This is a genomic window from Pararhodospirillum photometricum DSM 122 (genome assembly GCF_000284415.1).
In the GTDB taxonomy this organism is placed as follows: Bacteria; Pseudomonadota; Alphaproteobacteria; order Rhodospirillales; family Rhodospirillaceae; genus Pararhodospirillum; species Pararhodospirillum photometricum.
Window position 1 is genome coordinate 1572428 of record NC_017059.1, and the last position, 15184, is coordinate 1587611.

14 protein-coding genes and 1 CRISPR repeat array are annotated in these 15184 nt (G+C 65.5%); of the genes, 7 read left to right on the plus strand and 7 right to left on the minus strand.

Annotated elements, in window-relative coordinates:
• Nucleotides 1-82: 82 nt before the first annotated feature.
• The gene (locus RSPPHO_RS06955) at nt 83-2827 is read left to right on the plus strand and encodes a CRISPR-associated helicase/endonuclease Cas3 (protein ID WP_014414559.1); all 2745 of its coding nucleotides are present in this window, start codon (nt 83-85) and stop codon (nt 2825-2827) included.
• Between the two features lie 704 nt (nt 2828-3531).
• Here RSPPHO_RS06955 and cas2e read toward each other — a convergent pair.
• The 7 genes from cas2e to RSPPHO_RS19770 all read right to left on the minus strand — a co-directional run bounded on the left by cas2e (nt 3532) and on the right by RSPPHO_RS19770 (nt 8412).
• A complete protein-coding gene (gene cas2e, locus RSPPHO_RS06960; RefSeq protein WP_014414560.1) occupies nt 3532-3840 on the minus strand; it encodes a type I-E CRISPR-associated endoribonuclease Cas2e in 309 nt (102 codons plus the stop codon).
• Nucleotides 3840-4691 (minus strand): type I-E CRISPR-associated endonuclease Cas1e, encoded by an 852-nt coding sequence (cas1e, locus tag RSPPHO_RS06965; protein ID WP_014414561.1) that lies wholly within the window; start codon nt 4689-4691, stop codon nt 3840-3842. Before cas1e ends, cas2e begins: the two co-directional genes overlap by 1 nt.
• Nucleotides 4692-5025: 334 nt before the next feature.
• A CRISPR array of direct repeats spans nt 5026-5420; the repeat unit is 29 nt; unit sequence GTATCCCCTGCATGCGCAGGGATGAACCC.
• Between the two features lie 904 nt (nt 5421-6324).
• Nucleotides 6325-6912 carry a 3TM-type holin gene (locus RSPPHO_RS06970; protein ID WP_014414562.1) on the minus strand — a complete coding sequence of 196 codons (588 nt, stop codon included), beginning with the start codon at nt 6910-6912 and terminating at the stop codon, nt 6325-6327.
• Nucleotides 6909-7490, minus strand: a complete 582-nt coding sequence (locus RSPPHO_RS06975) for a glycoside hydrolase family 108 protein (protein ID WP_242390590.1) — start codon at nt 7488-7490, stop codon at nt 6909-6911. Before RSPPHO_RS06975 ends, RSPPHO_RS06970 begins: the two co-directional genes overlap by 4 nt.
• Nucleotides 7491-7495: 5 nt before the next feature.
• A complete protein-coding gene (locus RSPPHO_RS06980) occupies nt 7496-7723 on the minus strand; it encodes a hypothetical protein (RefSeq protein WP_041794693.1) in 228 nt (75 codons plus the stop codon).
• A 65-nt stretch (nt 7724-7788) separates the two neighbouring features.
• Complete coding sequence (locus RSPPHO_RS06985; protein WP_014414564.1) at nt 7789-8238, minus strand: hypothetical protein; 450 nt, start codon at nt 8236-8238, stop codon at nt 7789-7791.
• Nucleotides 8239-8247: 9 nt separating this feature from the next.
• A complete protein-coding gene (locus RSPPHO_RS19770) occupies nt 8248-8412 on the minus strand; it encodes a hypothetical protein (RefSeq protein WP_014414565.1) in 165 nt (54 codons plus the stop codon).
• Between the two features lie 31 nt (nt 8413-8443).
• Here RSPPHO_RS19770 and RSPPHO_RS06990 point away from each other — a divergent pair, with 31 nt between their 5' ends.
• The 6 genes from RSPPHO_RS06990 to metG all read left to right on the plus strand — a co-directional run bounded on the left by RSPPHO_RS06990 (nt 8444) and on the right by metG (nt 15101).
• Nucleotides 8444-9367: a lytic murein transglycosylase gene (locus RSPPHO_RS06990; protein ID WP_014414566.1), complete on the plus strand. Its 924-nt coding sequence runs from the start codon at nt 8444-8446 to the stop codon at nt 9365-9367.
• A 38-nt stretch (nt 9368-9405) separates the two neighbouring features.
• On the plus strand, nt 9406-10425 hold the full coding sequence (locus RSPPHO_RS06995) for a septal ring lytic transglycosylase RlpA family protein (protein WP_041794694.1): 1020 nt from the start codon (nt 9406-9408) through the stop codon (nt 10423-10425).
• A gap of 116 nt (nt 10426-10541) precedes the next feature.
• The gene (locus RSPPHO_RS07000; RefSeq protein ID WP_014414568.1) at nt 10542-11783 is read left to right on the plus strand and encodes a D-alanyl-D-alanine carboxypeptidase family protein; all 1242 of its coding nucleotides are present in this window, start codon (nt 10542-10544) and stop codon (nt 11781-11783) included.
• Between the two features lie 2 nt (nt 11784-11785).
• Nucleotides 11786-12430: a dTMP kinase gene (gene tmk / locus RSPPHO_RS07005; RefSeq protein ID WP_041794695.1), complete on the plus strand. Its 645-nt coding sequence runs from the start codon at nt 11786-11788 to the stop codon at nt 12428-12430.
• On the plus strand, nt 12427-13584 hold the full coding sequence (locus RSPPHO_RS07010) for a DNA polymerase III subunit delta' (RefSeq protein ID WP_014414570.1): 1158 nt from the start codon (nt 12427-12429) through the stop codon (nt 13582-13584). The genes tmk and RSPPHO_RS07010 overlap by 4 nt, the downstream gene beginning before the upstream one ends.
• Nucleotides 13554-15101: a methionine--tRNA ligase gene (metG, locus tag RSPPHO_RS07015; protein ID WP_014414571.1), complete on the plus strand. Its 1548-nt coding sequence runs from the start codon at nt 13554-13556 to the stop codon at nt 15099-15101. The genes RSPPHO_RS07010 and metG overlap by 31 nt, the downstream gene beginning before the upstream one ends.
• The last annotated feature ends 83 nt before the right edge of the window (nt 15102-15184 follow it).

Here is a 15184-nt window from a genome sequence, read left to right on the forward strand (position 1 = left end):
CCTCCCCTTTTATGATCGTTCTTGAAAGAAAACTATCAAAAGGGGTATTCACAAATCCAGCTTTTTTTGAGGGATTCCAATCATGGATTGCCTGCAACGCTGGGGCAAGGCGGGCTCCACACCCTGGCACCGCTTGACCTACCATGGCCTAGACGTGGCGGCGGTGCTGGACGCCGCCTTTGAGGCTTGGCCCGGACTCCTGGAAGCCCTGGCGGCCGGCCTGGGCTTGGCCCGCGACGACACCAGACGCCTGCTCTTGATGGTCCTGGCCCTGCACGATCTGGGCAAGGTATCGGGAGCGTTTCAGCACCTGCGCCCCGATCTGGCCGAAGCCCTGGGGGTCAAGGCGACGGTCGCCCCCTATGACCGCCGCCAAGCGGGACACGACACCCTGGGGTTTGTGCTCTGGCGAACCTTGTGGCGCGACGCCAAGCGCGGTCTCGGCCCGGCCCCCGCCGTCCGAACCGAGTTCAGCCGCGTCGCCGCCCTCATCGCCGCCGCCACCGGCCACCACGGGGTACAGCCGCCCACCACCGGACCGACCCTGAGCCAGTTCAGCCCATGGCTAACCGACGCCGATCTGGAGGCGGCCCAGGTTTTTCATGAGGAAATGCGGGCCTTGTTCGCCCCGTCCGGCGCGTTGCCCACGCAAGAGGCCTGCGAGCGGCTGTCCTACACCCTCAACGGCCTGTTTTCCGTCTGCGACTGGCTAGGCTCGGCCGAGGCCTTTGCCTACCACGCCGAGCCCCTCGACCTCGCCGACTATTACAACACCCACGCCCAGCCCACCGCCCGCCGCCTGCTGGCCGATCTGGCCCCCACCGGCATGACACCGCCCGCCCCGGCCCCGCTGCTCGACTTCGCCGCCCTCTTTCCCGGGCTGGCCAGCAGCCCCACCCCCTTGCAAGCCGCCTGCGCCCGCCACGTGGACCCCGCTGTCCTGCCCGAAGGCGCCCTCCTGGTCATTGTCGAAGACGCCCCAGGCGCCGGCAAAACCGAGGCCGGCGACCTGATCATCCATCGCCTGCTCACCGCCGGCCGCGCCTGGGGGTTCTATGCCGGCCTGCCCACCACCGCCACCGCCGAAAGCGCCTTCCAGCGCAAGAAAGACGTGCTAGAGCGCCTGTTCGCCACCATCCCCTCGTTCATGCTCGCCCATGGCCGACGCGCCCACAGCGAGGCCTTCCACGCCGTCGCCAGCCGCGCCGCCCTCGAAACCGGCGAAGGCGACGCCCAGGCGTGGTTCACCCAAGGCAGCAAACGCGCCTTGCTCAGTCCAGCCGGCGTCGGCACCGTGGACCAAGCCTTGATGGGCGCCCTGCGCGTGCGCCATGGCCCGGTGCGCCTCTGGGGCCTGTGGCGCAAGGTCCTGCTGGTGGACGAAGTGCACGCCTACGACGACTATATGCTGGGCGCCCTGGAGCAGCTTTTGCGCCACCACGCCGCCCAAGGCGATCCCGCCATCTTGATGTCGGCCACCTTGCCCACCCGCCTGCGCGAACAACTGGTCGCCGCCTTCGCCGACGGCGCCGGCTGGCCCAACCGCGCCGCGCCAAGCACCGGGTCACAGGCCTTCCCCCTCCTCACCCTCCACCACGCCCAGGGCCGCGTGGAAACCCCAGTCCCCCTACGCCAGCCCGCCCGCCCGGTCCACCTCCAGGCCCAGCACGCCGAGGCCCCCCTCGAGGATGCGGTGGTCGACTGGGCCAGCCAAGGCCGCTGCGTCGTCTGGTTTCGCAACACCGTCCACGATGCCCGCGCAACCGCCCAAGCCTTGGCCCCGCGCTTGACCGAAGCCGGCCTACCACCCCCCCTCTTGTTCCACGCCCGCTACCTCCCCCACGACCGCGCCCGGATCGAACGCACCGTGCTAGCCCTGTTTGGCAAGGACAGCACCCCCGCCGATCGGGCAGGACGCGTTCTGATCACCACCCAAGTGGCCGAACAAAGCCTGGATCTGGATTTTGACGAGTGGATCAGCGATCTCGCCCCCGCCGACGTCGTGCTGCAACGCCTGGGCCGCCGCCGCCGTCATGCCCGCGATGCCCAAGGCGCCCGCCTTCCCCAAGGCCACGCCGACCAGCGCCCCGATAGCCCCGCCTTCCTCCTTATGCCCCCTCTCGACGACGCCGACCACGCCGGCCCCCAAGGCTGGCTCGCCCGCGTCCTCCCCCGCTCCCAGCGCCTCTACCCCGACGACGCCCGCCTATGGCTCGGCGCCCGCCATCTCATCGACCCCACAACCATCCCCGGACGACCCAGCACCGGCCCCCTGAAACCCGAAGAAGACGCCCGCCCCCTCCTGGAAAGCGTCTACGCCGAGACCAATACCCTGTGCGCCAACGTCCCCCCAGCCCTGCACCCCCGCCATAACCAAAACGAGGGAAAAGGCGTGGCCGAGCGCGCCCAAGCCCGGCACAACACCCTGGCCTTTCGCAACGGCCTGCTCCAAGACTGGCAAGAGAACGGCATCCTCGGCTCCAGCCCCGACGAAGAGCATCCCCCAACCCGCCTCGGAGACTCCGCCCCCGTCGCCCTCGCCACCCACCGCGACACCGGCCCCGCCTTCCTTGGCGAGGATCTCGACCGCTCCCTTCTGCGCGTCCCCCAGCCCCTCCTCCCCCCAGCCACCGACCAAGCCTTTCTCGATGCCCTCGCCGCCCTCCTGCCCCTCGCCCAACGCCGCCGCCTCTCCTTCACCCCGGTTCTGTGCCTCACCCCCGATCCAGACAACGGATGGGTCGGCTCCGGCCTTTACAACGGCCGCCCTGTTCAGGTCCGCTATGCCTGCGATGAAGGGTTGTCGTGGGTTTTCGAGAAGACGTGAGGGCCCCGGAAAAAAGGCCACGAGGAAAGGAAGGCTGGGGAGGCGCGGCCTCCCCAGACCCCTCGATTCCTTTAGAGACGGAAAATCCGTGTTTCTCGTCTCCAGAACGGGCGAGAAAAGGGTGGTCCGGCGAAGCTGCCTCCGCCCGGACCCAGCCGCCCCCCTAGGGCAGCCGGCAGCGGCTTCGGCATAGGGCGGCATGAGAGGAGTATGGCGCCTCTCCTCAGAGAGAGGAAGCAAGCGCAGAGCCCCTTGCTCCAAAAACGCCGCGCACCACCCTCCCAGACTCAGGGGCTTTGCCTCTGCAAGCAGGGGACACGCGACGTGGGATTTCTCTACACCATCGGCCAAGTTGACGGCAGGAACCCTCTACCGTCAACCACTCCACCGCCTTGGGAACCCAGGGTCGAGTCAGCAGCGGGGCTAGCAGTCAGATTATAGAGGGTGTTGCCACCTCCGACCACTACCAAAAACCCCGCCCACGCGCAAAAGCACTCCTTGGGGTAAAGTGACCTTGGGTTCATCCCTGCGCATGCAGGGGATACGAGGGGTCGCACCTCCTCGGCCATGAGGGGGAGGGTTCATCCCTGCGCATGCAGGGGATACGCGGCGGGAGTGATCTTCGAGGCCGAGGGCGAGGGTTCATCCCTGCGCATGCAGGGGATACCCTCCCTGTAAGGGATTGGCAGGAATGGGGGAATGAGTCAAGGACTTTCCGTGTTCTTGGTCTTTGTTATCAACATATAAATGCCGTCGCGTTCGACGACGGTTCTTTTGGGGACTCCCAAGGATCGGAAGTCGAGTCCCATGGGTTTTTCCTTGGCTTTATACATCATAAGGAGGGTTCCCTGGGGTTCGGCGTTCCACCAGCCCTCGAGGATGGTCCAAACGCGCTCTCGGCTTCCCGCGTCCAGGGTCACGCTGACATAGACCCCGGGATGGGGATTGAGCATGCATGAGCGCAGGAAGCCATGGACCCGATCCACCGTGTTGGACGCGCAAATGAGGATCATCAGGCCAGAATCTCCTTGATGTCGTCGATCACGGTATCAATCAGGGAGGAGCGGGTCAGGGCGCGGGCCATCATCAAACGAACCACACGCTCCAAACGCTGGTTGGGATGGCGACCCTCGTTGATCTCGCGCACGGCCCGAAAGGCCAGGGGAACAGTAACCGTGGTCCGGTAGAGATCGCACAGGTCCAAGGTCCAGGCGATGCCGGGAGCCTCGTGGAGAAAGCCCAGTTGGGGCACCGTGCCCGTCGCCGCCACACCGATGGCGACCGCTGCCTCCAAGGCTGTGACCGCGTGATTGATGGCTTGGTTGGGGAGATCGGCCGCCTCTGGCGCACCGCGATCGAAGTGACGGCCTTTCCAGTCGATTTTTTCCTGCGCCGCCAACAGTTCATACGAACGTTTGATCCGCTGCGCCTCCATCCCGCGCAAAGCATCCAGAGAAGAAACGCGGGGCCGCTCGCCAAAGCGCTTCTCGTACATCCGCAACGCAACCATCAACCGCGTGGTGTCCGAGGCAAAATAAACCGCCTGCTTGTGGGCAAGATCGGCGGAACGCTCAAACAGCGGCGGCGCCGTATAAAGCCGAGTCCCCTCACTCCCTACCGCCATGAAGGCGGTGCCATGCGCGGAAAGATGACGGATCGCGTCGTGCGTGATCGTTGTGCCGGGCCCCAAAAGAATGGCACTCACCGCCTGATAGGGAAGCTCTGCTTCTTCCCCACTCTCGTCGTAGCGCAGGGTCAGGCTCCCGTTATCAATAGAGAGACGGCAGTATTCAAGATAAACAAGCCCATGACGGCTTTTATGAGGAATGCGCGCCTTTTCAAGCCCTAGCCTGCCCTTCAGCATGGTCTGCCCCGGATATTCCCTTAAAGATTTTTACATCATTCAAAATGACCAACAACGAGCACAAACGCAATCCATCAACCGATCTTGTCCCCAAATTTTTTCCACCCCCCGCGACCTTGCCGCCCCCGCCCAGGCAGCCCCTTAAGGACCACCCCTCTCAAGGCTTCATGAAGAATCCCATCTTAAAAAAGCCCATGGAACTCCCCCCCAATCCTTCCCCCCTCCCCGACTCTCCGTGTAAAACGCCCCACCATTGCCCCATTAACAACAAACCCCAAGAACCCTGAAAGTCCTTGACTCATTCCCCCATTCCTGCCAATCCCTTACAGGGAGGGTATCCCCTGCATGCGCAGGGATGAACCCTGGTCCGCAACCCGCACATCGACGCGCAGCGAGTATCCCCTGCATGCGCAGGGATGAACCCAGGACTCTGATCTGTGGCCGCAGATGCGCTACGTATCCCCTGCATGCGCAGGGATGAACCCAAGGACTATATCGTGCCATTTCCCGCGCTGCTGTATCCCCTGCATGCGCAGGGATGAACCCTATGGGACCTCGCGGCCACAGTCGGGAATGACGTATCCCCTGCATGCGCAGGGATGAACCCTCGTGGGAGAAGCTTGGTGTCCAGGGGGACTTGTATCCCCTGCATGCGCAGGGATGAACCTGACGCTCTCAAGGCCGACCAGAAAGACGTCATGTATCCCCTGCATGCGCAGGGATGAACCACCTCTTGGCTGAGTCACCGCCTCGCTGACAGACGGATCGGTGCTGGTTTTTCCGGGGGTATCCAGCTACAATACGCCCGTGGATCACCCTATGCCGAGACCGCCGCCGGTCCTCCTAGGGGGGCGATCTGGCCCGGGAGCGGCGGCGTCTCCCGGGCCGCCCTGTCCTCAACCCGACCTACGCCACAGCAGCGTCCCGTGGCGCACTATGCCCGCATGGTTACGAGTGGTGAGAGCAKGGGAATTGGTGTACGGGGCTGACCGAGGGACAGACTGGGGACGACCTCCCGCCTCCCCAGACACTCCGCTAGACCTGAAAAACCAAACAGACCGAGGGGTCTGGGGAGGCCGCGCCTCCCCGGCCTTCTTTTGCACTGACCTTTCTCTCTACACTGATCTCGGTGAACATGATTGCCCACCCTCCCCTGGGGCGGTACACTTCTCCCCTGCAATCGCCCTATGCCGGAGCCGCTGCCGGCCGTCCTAGGGGGGCGATTCGTTATGGGCTCGGCGGGGGCAGCACCGCCGACCCTTTTTTGGCTGAAGTCGGCGCAAGAGCCTGCGCTCCTCCTCCCGGAATTGCGCTGCCCGCGCCCTGACCCACGCAAGAAAAAGCCCCCGAAATCGCAGTGATTTCAGGGGCTTATTTCTTCATTGGTGAGCCCGGCGCGACTCGAACGCGCGACCCGCTGATTAAAAGTCCGGCGCTTCTTGTTTAATAACAAAGGTATTAGTCACTTTTCCACGTTTGTTCGCGTCGTTGTATCTCAATATGATGCGACGCCAGTGTCTAGCCTGACTGGAATTTCCAAACACACCAAGCCGCTTGACATACGGACAAAATGCCCGGCGAACCGACCGGAATCACCGGACAGTTCGCCGGAAGGGTACAAACTCTGCGTAGATCAGTGGCGCCCCGCCTTGCGCCGACGGTTCCATTCGGCGATGGCGCCATCCGGCATTGGCTCCGGGCTGCTCATTGCAAATCGAAAATCCCCGTCGCCCATCGACGCAGCTTCCGGTGGGGGCGTCGGGGCGCCCATGGCTTTGAGCGCGGCCACGTCGGCCATCACCTGGGCCACTTCGGCGGGCGCAACGCTCTTCGCGTCCAGGCGCTTCTCGAGGTGCCGCGCCGCGAAGTAAAAGGCAGCCACACCCCCAAGAAGGCCGGTCAACCACTCGGGCACCAGGGCGTAGACCCGCATGGCCTCCGCGAAGCCGATCGGGTCCAAGGGCGCCCAGGCCATCACCGCCAGCACCCCGAAAGCCATAAAGGGGCGCGGCAAGCGGTTCAGGCCATCGACAAAGCTATCCCACCACGTGCGGTTGGGCCGCGTCGCCGTGAACTCGGCGGCGTAGCCTTGCAGGGTAGTCATGGTTTCGCCGTGGCCTTGCGCGGCCAGGGCGTCCTTGTTGGGCGCAACCCTGGCCGCGATGTCACCGGCCAAGGAAACCAGCGGCCCGCCCAGCAGCTTGGCAATTACTCCGATCATCGCACCACCTCCCGAAAAGCGTTGGCCCGAGCCAGCCAGCCGCGCAGGAACACGCGCTGCGACGGACGGGCACCGGCCAGGGCGCGGTAAAACCGCACGCGCGCGTCGCAGATTTCGTTGACGATCACGGCGGCCGGAACCTGATCGAGCACGGCCTGGGCGCGGGCCCGGGTCCTGGGCCCGATGCGCCCATCCTCCGTGATGGCTTCGAGACCCGGGAACAGATCGGCGGCCGTCGCGACCACCTGATTAAGGGCCCGTTGAAGCGCCAGGATCGGGGGCGCGGAACCGCTGTTGACCGCCCAGTCCACCAGGACCGGCTGGAGCGCGGCCGGAAGGGTGTGAATCCGGGGGGACAGGTAAAAGTCCTCTCGGAAGCGTTCAACGGCCTCCGCCGGCGTCACCCGGCGGATGTCGTCCGCGTCGGTATCGCCGTCGCCGTCCAGGTCAAGGCCAATGCCCTTGGCGTAGCACAGGGAAATGCCATGGTTGGTGATGCCGCCGGGATCGGCGGGGTGATCAACCAGCCCGCCTTCGCGGCGCACGATGTCGGTGAGGATTTGGTCAACAGTGGTCATGGCCATTACTCTGCTGCCGACGGCGCCCGGTGCCGAGCGTCGCACACATCGCGCGGGACGAAGCGCGCTTCGACGCGCTCACAGAAGCGGTCCATGCGGTCGTAGAGCCGCGCCCGTTGATCGGACTGACGTGCTTCCAGCTGAGCCAAGGCCCGGTGGAGCCAGCCGACCGCGCCGGCAAGAGCCAGCAGCACTGGCCAAAGGGTCAGGAGGTCATTCAGGGTCGTGTCCATCAGGAGTTTCTCCAATAAAAAGCCCGCTTCGGCGGGCTACTGAAGGTGGGTAGGCCGCCTACTGGCTACGGCAAAGCAGTTGCCTCGGGAACCAATTGGCCGCGCAGGGCCTGGGCCTCGGCGTCGAGGGCCGCCACCTTGGCCACGTCGGCGGGATCGGGCGCGCTCCCCTGGGCCAGTGCGGCGGCAACCGCCCGCGCCGGACGGATCGACGCGGCGTCGATCTCGTGCAGCCGGCGCACGATCTCGGGCCGCCGCGCCCGGGCCCGGGCCAGAAGCTCGGCCTCGGTCAAGGAGCGCACGGCCCAGGCTAGGGTGATCACCGGAAGGGAACCGCTCTCGTCATATCCCCAAGCGGCGCCGTCCATGGTCAGGGCCTGCGTGGCCGAATCGAAAGACGCCAGGGTGCTTTCGCGCACGTGGTAGATTCCGTGGCCGGCTAGGGTGTCGTCGCTGGAGTCAGCCAAATCGGGCGGTAAAGCTTCGATAATGGCGCCTTTAGCAGTCGCGTACATGTGTCCTCCTCACACCTTGGCCAGGCGGCCGCCGGTGTTGGCGTAGAAGGTGGTGTCGGACTCAGTGAGGGCCACCGCCCACAACCCAGCGGCGGACCCGGTGCTATAGGTGCCGCCACACGCTGCGATCCGTTCCAGGGCCGCACTTGACGTGCTCAGGGTGTAATCGGGCACGCTCGCGAGGTTGGCGGTATGAGGGCGAGAGTTGCTTCAGGTTCATGCCGCCTTGCTCGGGCGGTTGGAGCAGGCGACGGGGGTGCCGGGCCCGGTGTTGGTGGCGTTGTGGGGGTTGGAGACCAGCTTTGGGGCCATCATTGGCAGCACCCCGGTCATCGATACCTTGGCGACCTTGGCTTACGAGGGCCGGCGTGGGACCTTCTTCAAGGCCCAGTTACTTGATGCCCTGCGCATCTTGGAGGCTGGCGATGTGCCGCGCGAGCGCCTGATCGGGTCTTGGGCCGGGGCCATGGGGCAGACCCAGTTTATGCCCTCGACCTTTGTCGCCCATGCTGTCGATGGGGATGGGGACGGGCGGCGCGATCCCTGGCAAAGCAGCGCCGATGCCCTGGCGTCGGGCGCGGCCTATTTGCACGCCCTGGGCTGGAACCCGCGCGAGCCCTGGGGGCGGGAAGTTCGGCTGCCGCCCGGGCTTGATCTGGCGCTCACCGGCCTTGACCAGCCGCAACCGGTGGCCCGCTGGCAGGCGCTGGGGGTCTTGACAGCGGCTGGTGCGCCGTTGCCCGAGGGGGCGACGCTGTCTGGCGCGATTCTTTTGCCCTCGGGCGTGCGCGGGCCGGCGTTTATTGTTTACGATAATTTCAATGTTATTCTGCGCTGGAACAAGTCGATTTTCTACGGTCTCGCGGCGGGCTACCTGGCCGATCGCTTGGCCGGCGCTGGGCCTTTGGTGCAGCCGCCTCCTCTGGATGACCGGTCCTTGCGCACCAGTGAGGTGCGCGAAATCCAAACCCGTCTGGGGCAACTGGGGCATGATGTGGGGGAGCCCGATGGTCTGATCGGCGCTCGCACCCGGGCGGCCCTTCGGGCCTTTCAGGCGGGGCTCGGGCGTCCGGCCGATGGCTACGCCGACACGTCTGTGCTTGACGCCCTGCGCGCCCTCACGCCGTGATCCTTTTTTTGGCCTCGCGCACGAAAGTCAGCGCTCCCATGTCTGCCGCACCGCCTCGCCGTTTACTTCTTTGGGGGGTTTTGGGCCTCTCCTGCTTTGTGGCGGCCTGTGCCGAGACGCCCTCGGGGGGGCCGGCAACCGGAGGCGGCGCCCGGCCCTCGGGTGAGGGGGGAACCTACAAGATTGGCAAGCCCTACCAGATCGGCGGGCGCTGGTATTATCCCCGCGAAGACTACGACTATAATGAAGTCGGTGAGGCCTCGTGGTACGGCAGCGACTTTCACGGTAAGCGCACGGCCAACGGCGAGGTGTTCGATCAGGACCGCCTGAGCGCCGCTCATACCATCTTGCCTTTGCCCTCCATTGTTCAGGTGACCAATCTTGCCAACGGGCGCTCGATCATCGTGCGGGTGAACGACCGCGGCCCTTTTGTCAATGATCGCATTATCGACATGTCGCGCGCGGCGGCCCGGGCCTTGGGCTTCGAGCGGGCTGGGCGCACCAAGGTGCGGGTGCAGGTTCTGGCTTGGGAGAGTCGGCAGGCCAAGGCTCAGGCCCTGAGTGGCACCGCTGTCGCCGAGGCCCCGCCGGTTGCCGCGCCGCGTGGCACGGTGGAAACCGTGGCGTTAGATAGCCCGCCGCCCCGCGCCCGTGTTGAGCGGGTCTCCCTTCCGCCGTCATCATCCTCTTCGCGCCCGGCCCCTGCGTCGGCGTCACGCGGGGCGGCGGAGGCACGCGCCCCCGTGACGGGCTGGGCGACCGGGCCGGCCGGCCAGGATGTTTCGGCCGGGCGGGACGTCCCAGCGCGTGATACCTGGGCCGATGCCCCGGAGGGAAGTTACGTGCAGATTGGGGCCTTTGCCAGCATGGACAATGCCAAGGCCTTGCAGACGCGGTTGCGGAGTCTGGGGCCCGCCAAGATTGCTCCAGTCAATTTTGGCGACCATGTGCTGTATCGTGTCCGGCTGGGTCCCTTCCCGGATGCGGATACGGCGTCCCAAATCTTGCGAAATACCCAGGCTTCAGGCTATCCAGAAGCGCGGATTGTCGCGGACTGATGCCGTGGCCCGGGCCAGCGTCCTCTTGACGCGCGCTGGCCACCGCCTCGCCGGGGTCCGGCTGCTAGGCTTTCAAGCCCCCGGCCCCTTCTGTTTCCGAGCGTGTTTGCAAGAACATGGTCCAACCGATGGAGCGACAGGTCGTGATCGCCTCCCCCCGCCGTCCTCTCCTGCTGGCCTTTCTGGCGCTGCTCGCCGCCTTGGGACTTTTGAATGCCGGACCCGCCGCCGCCTTCGAGACCAAGGCGCGTGAGGCCCTGTTGCTGGATTTGGATACCAAGACCATCCTTCTCGACAAGGATTCGGCGGCGCGGATGCCGCCCTCCTCGATGAGCAAGCTGATGACCGCCTATATGATCTTCGAGCGCTTGCACGAGGGCTCCTTGTCGTTTGACGATGTTTTTACCGTCAGCGAAAATGCGTGGCGCATGGGGGGAGCGGCCAGCGGCGGGTCCACCATGTTCCTGGAGCCGGGCTCGACCGTGCGAGTCGAGGATATTCTGCACGGCATTATCATTCAGTCGGGCAATGATGCCTGTGTGGTGGCGGCCGAGAACCTCGCTGGGGACGAGGCGACCTTTGCGCGACAAATGACCCGCCGCGCCAAGGAACTGGGTCTGACCGACAGCAACTTTGCCAATGCGACCGGCCTGCCCGACCCCAACCACTACATGACCGCGCGCGACCTTGCGACCTTGGCCGAGCGGATTATCACCGACTTTCCCAACTATTACTCGATCTACTCCCAGACCGAATTCACGTATAACGGGATTGTTCAGCACAACCGCAATCCCTTGCTTTACAAGAACCTGGGGGCAGACGGCCTCAAAACTGGGCATACCAACATCGCCGGCTATGGTCTGACCGCTTCGGCCAAGCAGGGCGACCGCCGGGTCATCATGGTCATCAACGGTCTGAACAGCACCATGGAGCGCTCCGAGGAAGCCGAGCGCCTGATCACCTGGGCCTTTCGCAATTTCGAGAACGTGACCTTGTTCAAGGCCGGCGAAGTGGTGTCCCAGGCCGAGGTGTGGATGGGCGCCGAGGACGAGGTTCCCCTGGTCGTGCCCAAGGACCTGCACATCACCTTGCCGCGCGCCGCCCATCGCGACATGAGCATCAAGGTGGTGTACGAAGGACCGCTGCCCGCTCCCATCGCCGCTGGAACGCCCGTGGCCAAGCTGGTTCTGGAAGGGCCGGAAATGACCTCTATGGCCTTTCCCCTGGTCGCCGGGTCCGCTGTCGAGCCCCTCTCGTGGGTCGGGCGGCTGTTTGCGTCCATGGGGCATCTCATCATGAGCGGCGTCCACGCCTTTTTGTCGGAAAGCGAGGCTCCGGCCCCGGCCCCGGGGGCGTGAGCGTGGCCCGGGGCCGCTTTCTCACCTTGGAGGGAGGCGAAGGGGGAGGGAAGACCACCCAACGCGCCCGCCTTGTCGCCGCGTTGCGCCAGCGTGGCCTGGAGGTTGTTGAAACCCGTGAACCCGGCGGTGCCCCCGGCGCCGAGGCGGTGCGCCGCTTGCTCGTCGAGGGCACGCCCGATCGCTGGGATGCCCGTACCGAGGCCTTGCTCCATGCCGCCGCTCGGCGCGACCATCTGGTGCGCACCGTGTGGCCAGCCCTGGAGCGCGGCGCCTGGGTGGTCAGTGACCGCTTTGCCGATTCAACACGGGCCTATCAGGGGGCGGGCCATGGTCTGCCCTTGGCCGACCTTGAGGCCTTGCATGCCTTTGTGTGCGGCGGTTTCCAGCCTGACCTGACGTTGATTCTTGATCTGCCGGTGGCCGAGGGCCTCGCGCGGGCCCGGGGGCGAGCCGGGGCGGAGCAGCGCTACGAACAGTTTGATCGCGACTTTCATGAGCGGGTGCGCCAGGGCTTTTTGGATCTGGCCCGGGAGGCTGGCGGTCGCTGCCGCGTGATCGACGCTCGGGCCGATGTCGAGAGCGTGCACCACCGCCTTCTGGCCCTTGTCCTTGCCGCCTTTCCCGACGCGGATGTTGCGTTGTGACGGAGCGCAGCCCACGCCAAAACCCCGAGTTGGTGKGGCATGAGGAGGCCGAGCACACGGTTCTGGAAGCGCTGGCCTCCGGGCGCTTGGCCCACGCGTGGCTGATTTCCGGGCCCCAGGGGATTGGCAAGGCGACCTTTGCCTATCGCTTTGCCCGCCATGTCCTGCGCCATCCTCCCGAGGCCGGGGCCGACCTTCTGGGGGGGCGACCCGACTCCTTGGCCCTGGCCGAGGACGACCCGGTGTTTCGTCGGGTGGCCGCCGGGTCGCATGGCGATCTTCGGGTCATTGAACGCGGGTTCATGGAGGACAAGGCGGCGCGGCGCCGGGCGGAAATCGTGGTGGGCGATGTGCGCGATCTTGCCACCTTCATGGGGCTGACCTCGTCCGAAGGGGGCTGGCGCGTTGTGCTCATCGACGAGGCCGAGACCATGAACCGCAACGCGGCCAACGCCTTGCTCAAGGTCTTGGAAGAGCCGCCGCCGCGTTCCTTGCTGCTCTTGGTTTGCCATAACCCGGCCCGCCTGCCGGCCACGGTGCGCTCGCGCTGTCGGCGCCTAAGCCTCAAGCCCCTGGCGCCCGAGGTGCTCGACACCCTTCTGGGCCGCGCCTTGCCTGACCTCGGTGGGGAGGACCGGCGCATGGTCCTGGGGCTCGCCGAGGGCAGTCTAGGCCGTGCCCTGACCCTTCAGGCTCAAGGCGGTTTGGCCTTGTGTCAGGAAATGCTGGGCCTGATGGCCGGCGGCGGGCGACTGGACGTTCGGCGCTTGCATGCCCTGGGCGATCTGGTCGCGCGCGATGATGCCGCCTTTGCCGCCCTGGCTGATCTTTTGCCGTGGTGGCTGGCCCGGGCCATTCGTGCCCACGCCTTGCTTTCCGGGGGCGCGCTTCCCGGGGGGGCGCTTCCCGGCGAAGAGGCCGTGATGCCTATGTTTTTCGCCGCCGCCCCCTTGATCGCTGGGTCGAGGTGTGGGAAAAAGTCTCCACCCTGTTCGAGCGGGCCCGCGCCGTCCATCTTGACCGCAAACAGACGGTCTTGTCCGCCTTTCATCTGGTGGAGCGGACCTTCGCGCCTCCCTGACGGGAAGGGCCCCTTCGTCTTCCGATCCGGGAGTTCTCCGCCATGGCCGGGTCCAAGCCCCGCTACACCCTGACCACCCCCATTTATTACGTCAATGACAAGCCCCACATCGGCCATGCCTACACCACCTTGGCCTGCGATGTGCTGGCGCGTTTCAAGCGTCTTGATGGCTACGACGTCAAGTTTCTGACCGGCACCGACGAGCACGGCCAAAAGGTGGAGAAGTCGGCCCAGGCTGCGGGCGTCGATCCTCAGACCTTCACCGATGGCGTGTCGGCCAATTTTCGCGATCTGGCCCGGGCCATGGGCTTTAGCAACGACGATTTCATCCGCACCACCGAGGCGCGTCACATCAAGGCCTGTCAGGCCTTGTGGACCACCTTGCTGGAGCGAGGCGAGATCTATCTTGGGGCCTACAAGGGCTGGTACTCGGTGCGCGACGAGGCCTTCCATGCCGAGGACGAACTCATCCGCGATCCCGACGGCAGCTTCCGCGCGCCCAGCGGGGCCCCCGTCGAGTGGGTTGAGGAGCCCAGCTACTTCTTCCGCCTGTCCAAGTGGCAGCAGCCCCTGCTGGATTATTACGCTCGCGTCCCCGATTTCATTGCCCCCGAGAGCCGGCGAAACGAAGTCATCCGCTTCGTCGAGGGGGGGCTGACCGACCTGTCGGTCTCGCGCACCACGTTCTCCTGGGGCGTGCCCGTGCCGGGTGACGATAAGCACATCATGTACGTGTGGCTCGACGCCCTGACCAACTATATCACCGCCGTCGGTTATCCCGACACCACGGGCGAGTATGCCGAGCGCTGGCCCGCCGACTTGCACATGGTCGGCAAGGATATCCTGCGCTTCCACACGGTCTATTGGCCGGCCTTCCTGATGGCCGCCGGCCTGGAACCGCCCAAGCGGGTCTTTGCCCACGGCTGGTGGACCAACGAGGGCCGCAAGATCTCCAAGAGCGTCGGCAATGTCATCGACCCCCTGGCTTTGATCGAGACCTATGGCCTGGACCCCGTGCGCTATTTTCTGTTGCGCGAGGTGCCGTTTGGCAACGATGGCGACTTCAGCCACCGGGCTATGGTCGGACGCATGAACAGCGAGTTGGCCAACGACCTGGGCAATCTCGCCCAGCGCACGCTTTCAATGATCGCACGCAACTGCGGGGGCGTCGTGCCCGAACCCGGGCCGCTGACCGAGGACGATCTGGCCCTTCTGGGGCCGGCCGAGGCCTTGTTGCCGACGATGCGGGCCGCCCTGGACCGTCAAGCCTTCCATGAGGCTCTGGAAAGCGTGTGGGTCGTTGTGCGCGCCGCCAACGGCTACGTTGATCGTCAGGCCCCCTGGGCCCTGCGTAAAACCGACGTGGCGCGCATGGGCACCGTGCTTTATGTTTTGGCCGAGGTCATCCGTCGCTTGGCCCTGCTCCTGCTGCCCGTGGTGCCCGACAGCGCCGGCCGGTTGCTCGAACAGGTGGGCCAGGACCCCGAGGAGCGGACCTTCGCCACCCTGGCACCGGGATATCGCCTCAAGCCCGGTCTCGTCCTGCCCGCGCCGTCTGGGGTGTTCCCCCGCTTTGTCGAGGAGGCCTGACCCCCCAGGACCGAGGAGCCTGGGGAGGCTCACCTCCCCAGCCTTTGGTTTTTTTCCGACCGCACGACGCCCGTTCGCGACAA

Coding starts and splice junctions, on each gene's coding strand:
- metG (WP_014414571.1), top strand. CDS start 13,554: ATGGCCGGGTCCAAGCCCCGCTACACCCTGACCACCCCCATTTATTAC.
- RSPPHO_RS06980 (WP_041794693.1), bottom strand. CDS start 7,723: ATGGACACGACCCTGAATGACCTCCTGACCCTTTGGCCAGTGCTGCTG.
- cas1e (WP_014414561.1), bottom strand. CDS start 4,691: ATGCTGAAGGGCAGGCTAGGGCTTGAAAAGGCGCGCATTCCTCATAAA.
- cas2e (WP_014414560.1), bottom strand. CDS start 3,840: ATGATCCTCATTTGCGCGTCCAACACGGTGGATCGGGTCCATGGCTTC.
- RSPPHO_RS06955 (WP_014414559.1), top strand. CDS start 83: ATGGATTGCCTGCAACGCTGGGGCAAGGCGGGCTCCACACCCTGGCAC.
- RSPPHO_RS07000 (WP_014414568.1), top strand. CDS start 10,542: ATGGTCCAACCGATGGAGCGACAGGTCGTGATCGCCTCCCCCCGCCGT.
- RSPPHO_RS06985 (WP_014414564.1), bottom strand. CDS start 8,238: ATGTACGCGACTGCTAAAGGCGCCATTATCGAAGCTTTACCGCCCGAT.
- RSPPHO_RS06975 (WP_242390590.1), bottom strand. CDS start 7,490: ATGACCACTGTTGACCAAATCCTCACCGACATCGTGCGCCGCGAAGGC.
- RSPPHO_RS06995 (WP_041794694.1), top strand. CDS start 9,406: ATGTCTGCCGCACCGCCTCGCCGTTTACTTCTTTGGGGGGTTTTGGGC.
- RSPPHO_RS06970 (WP_014414562.1), bottom strand. CDS start 6,912: ATGATCGGAGTAATTGCCAAGCTGCTGGGCGGGCCGCTGGTTTCCTTG.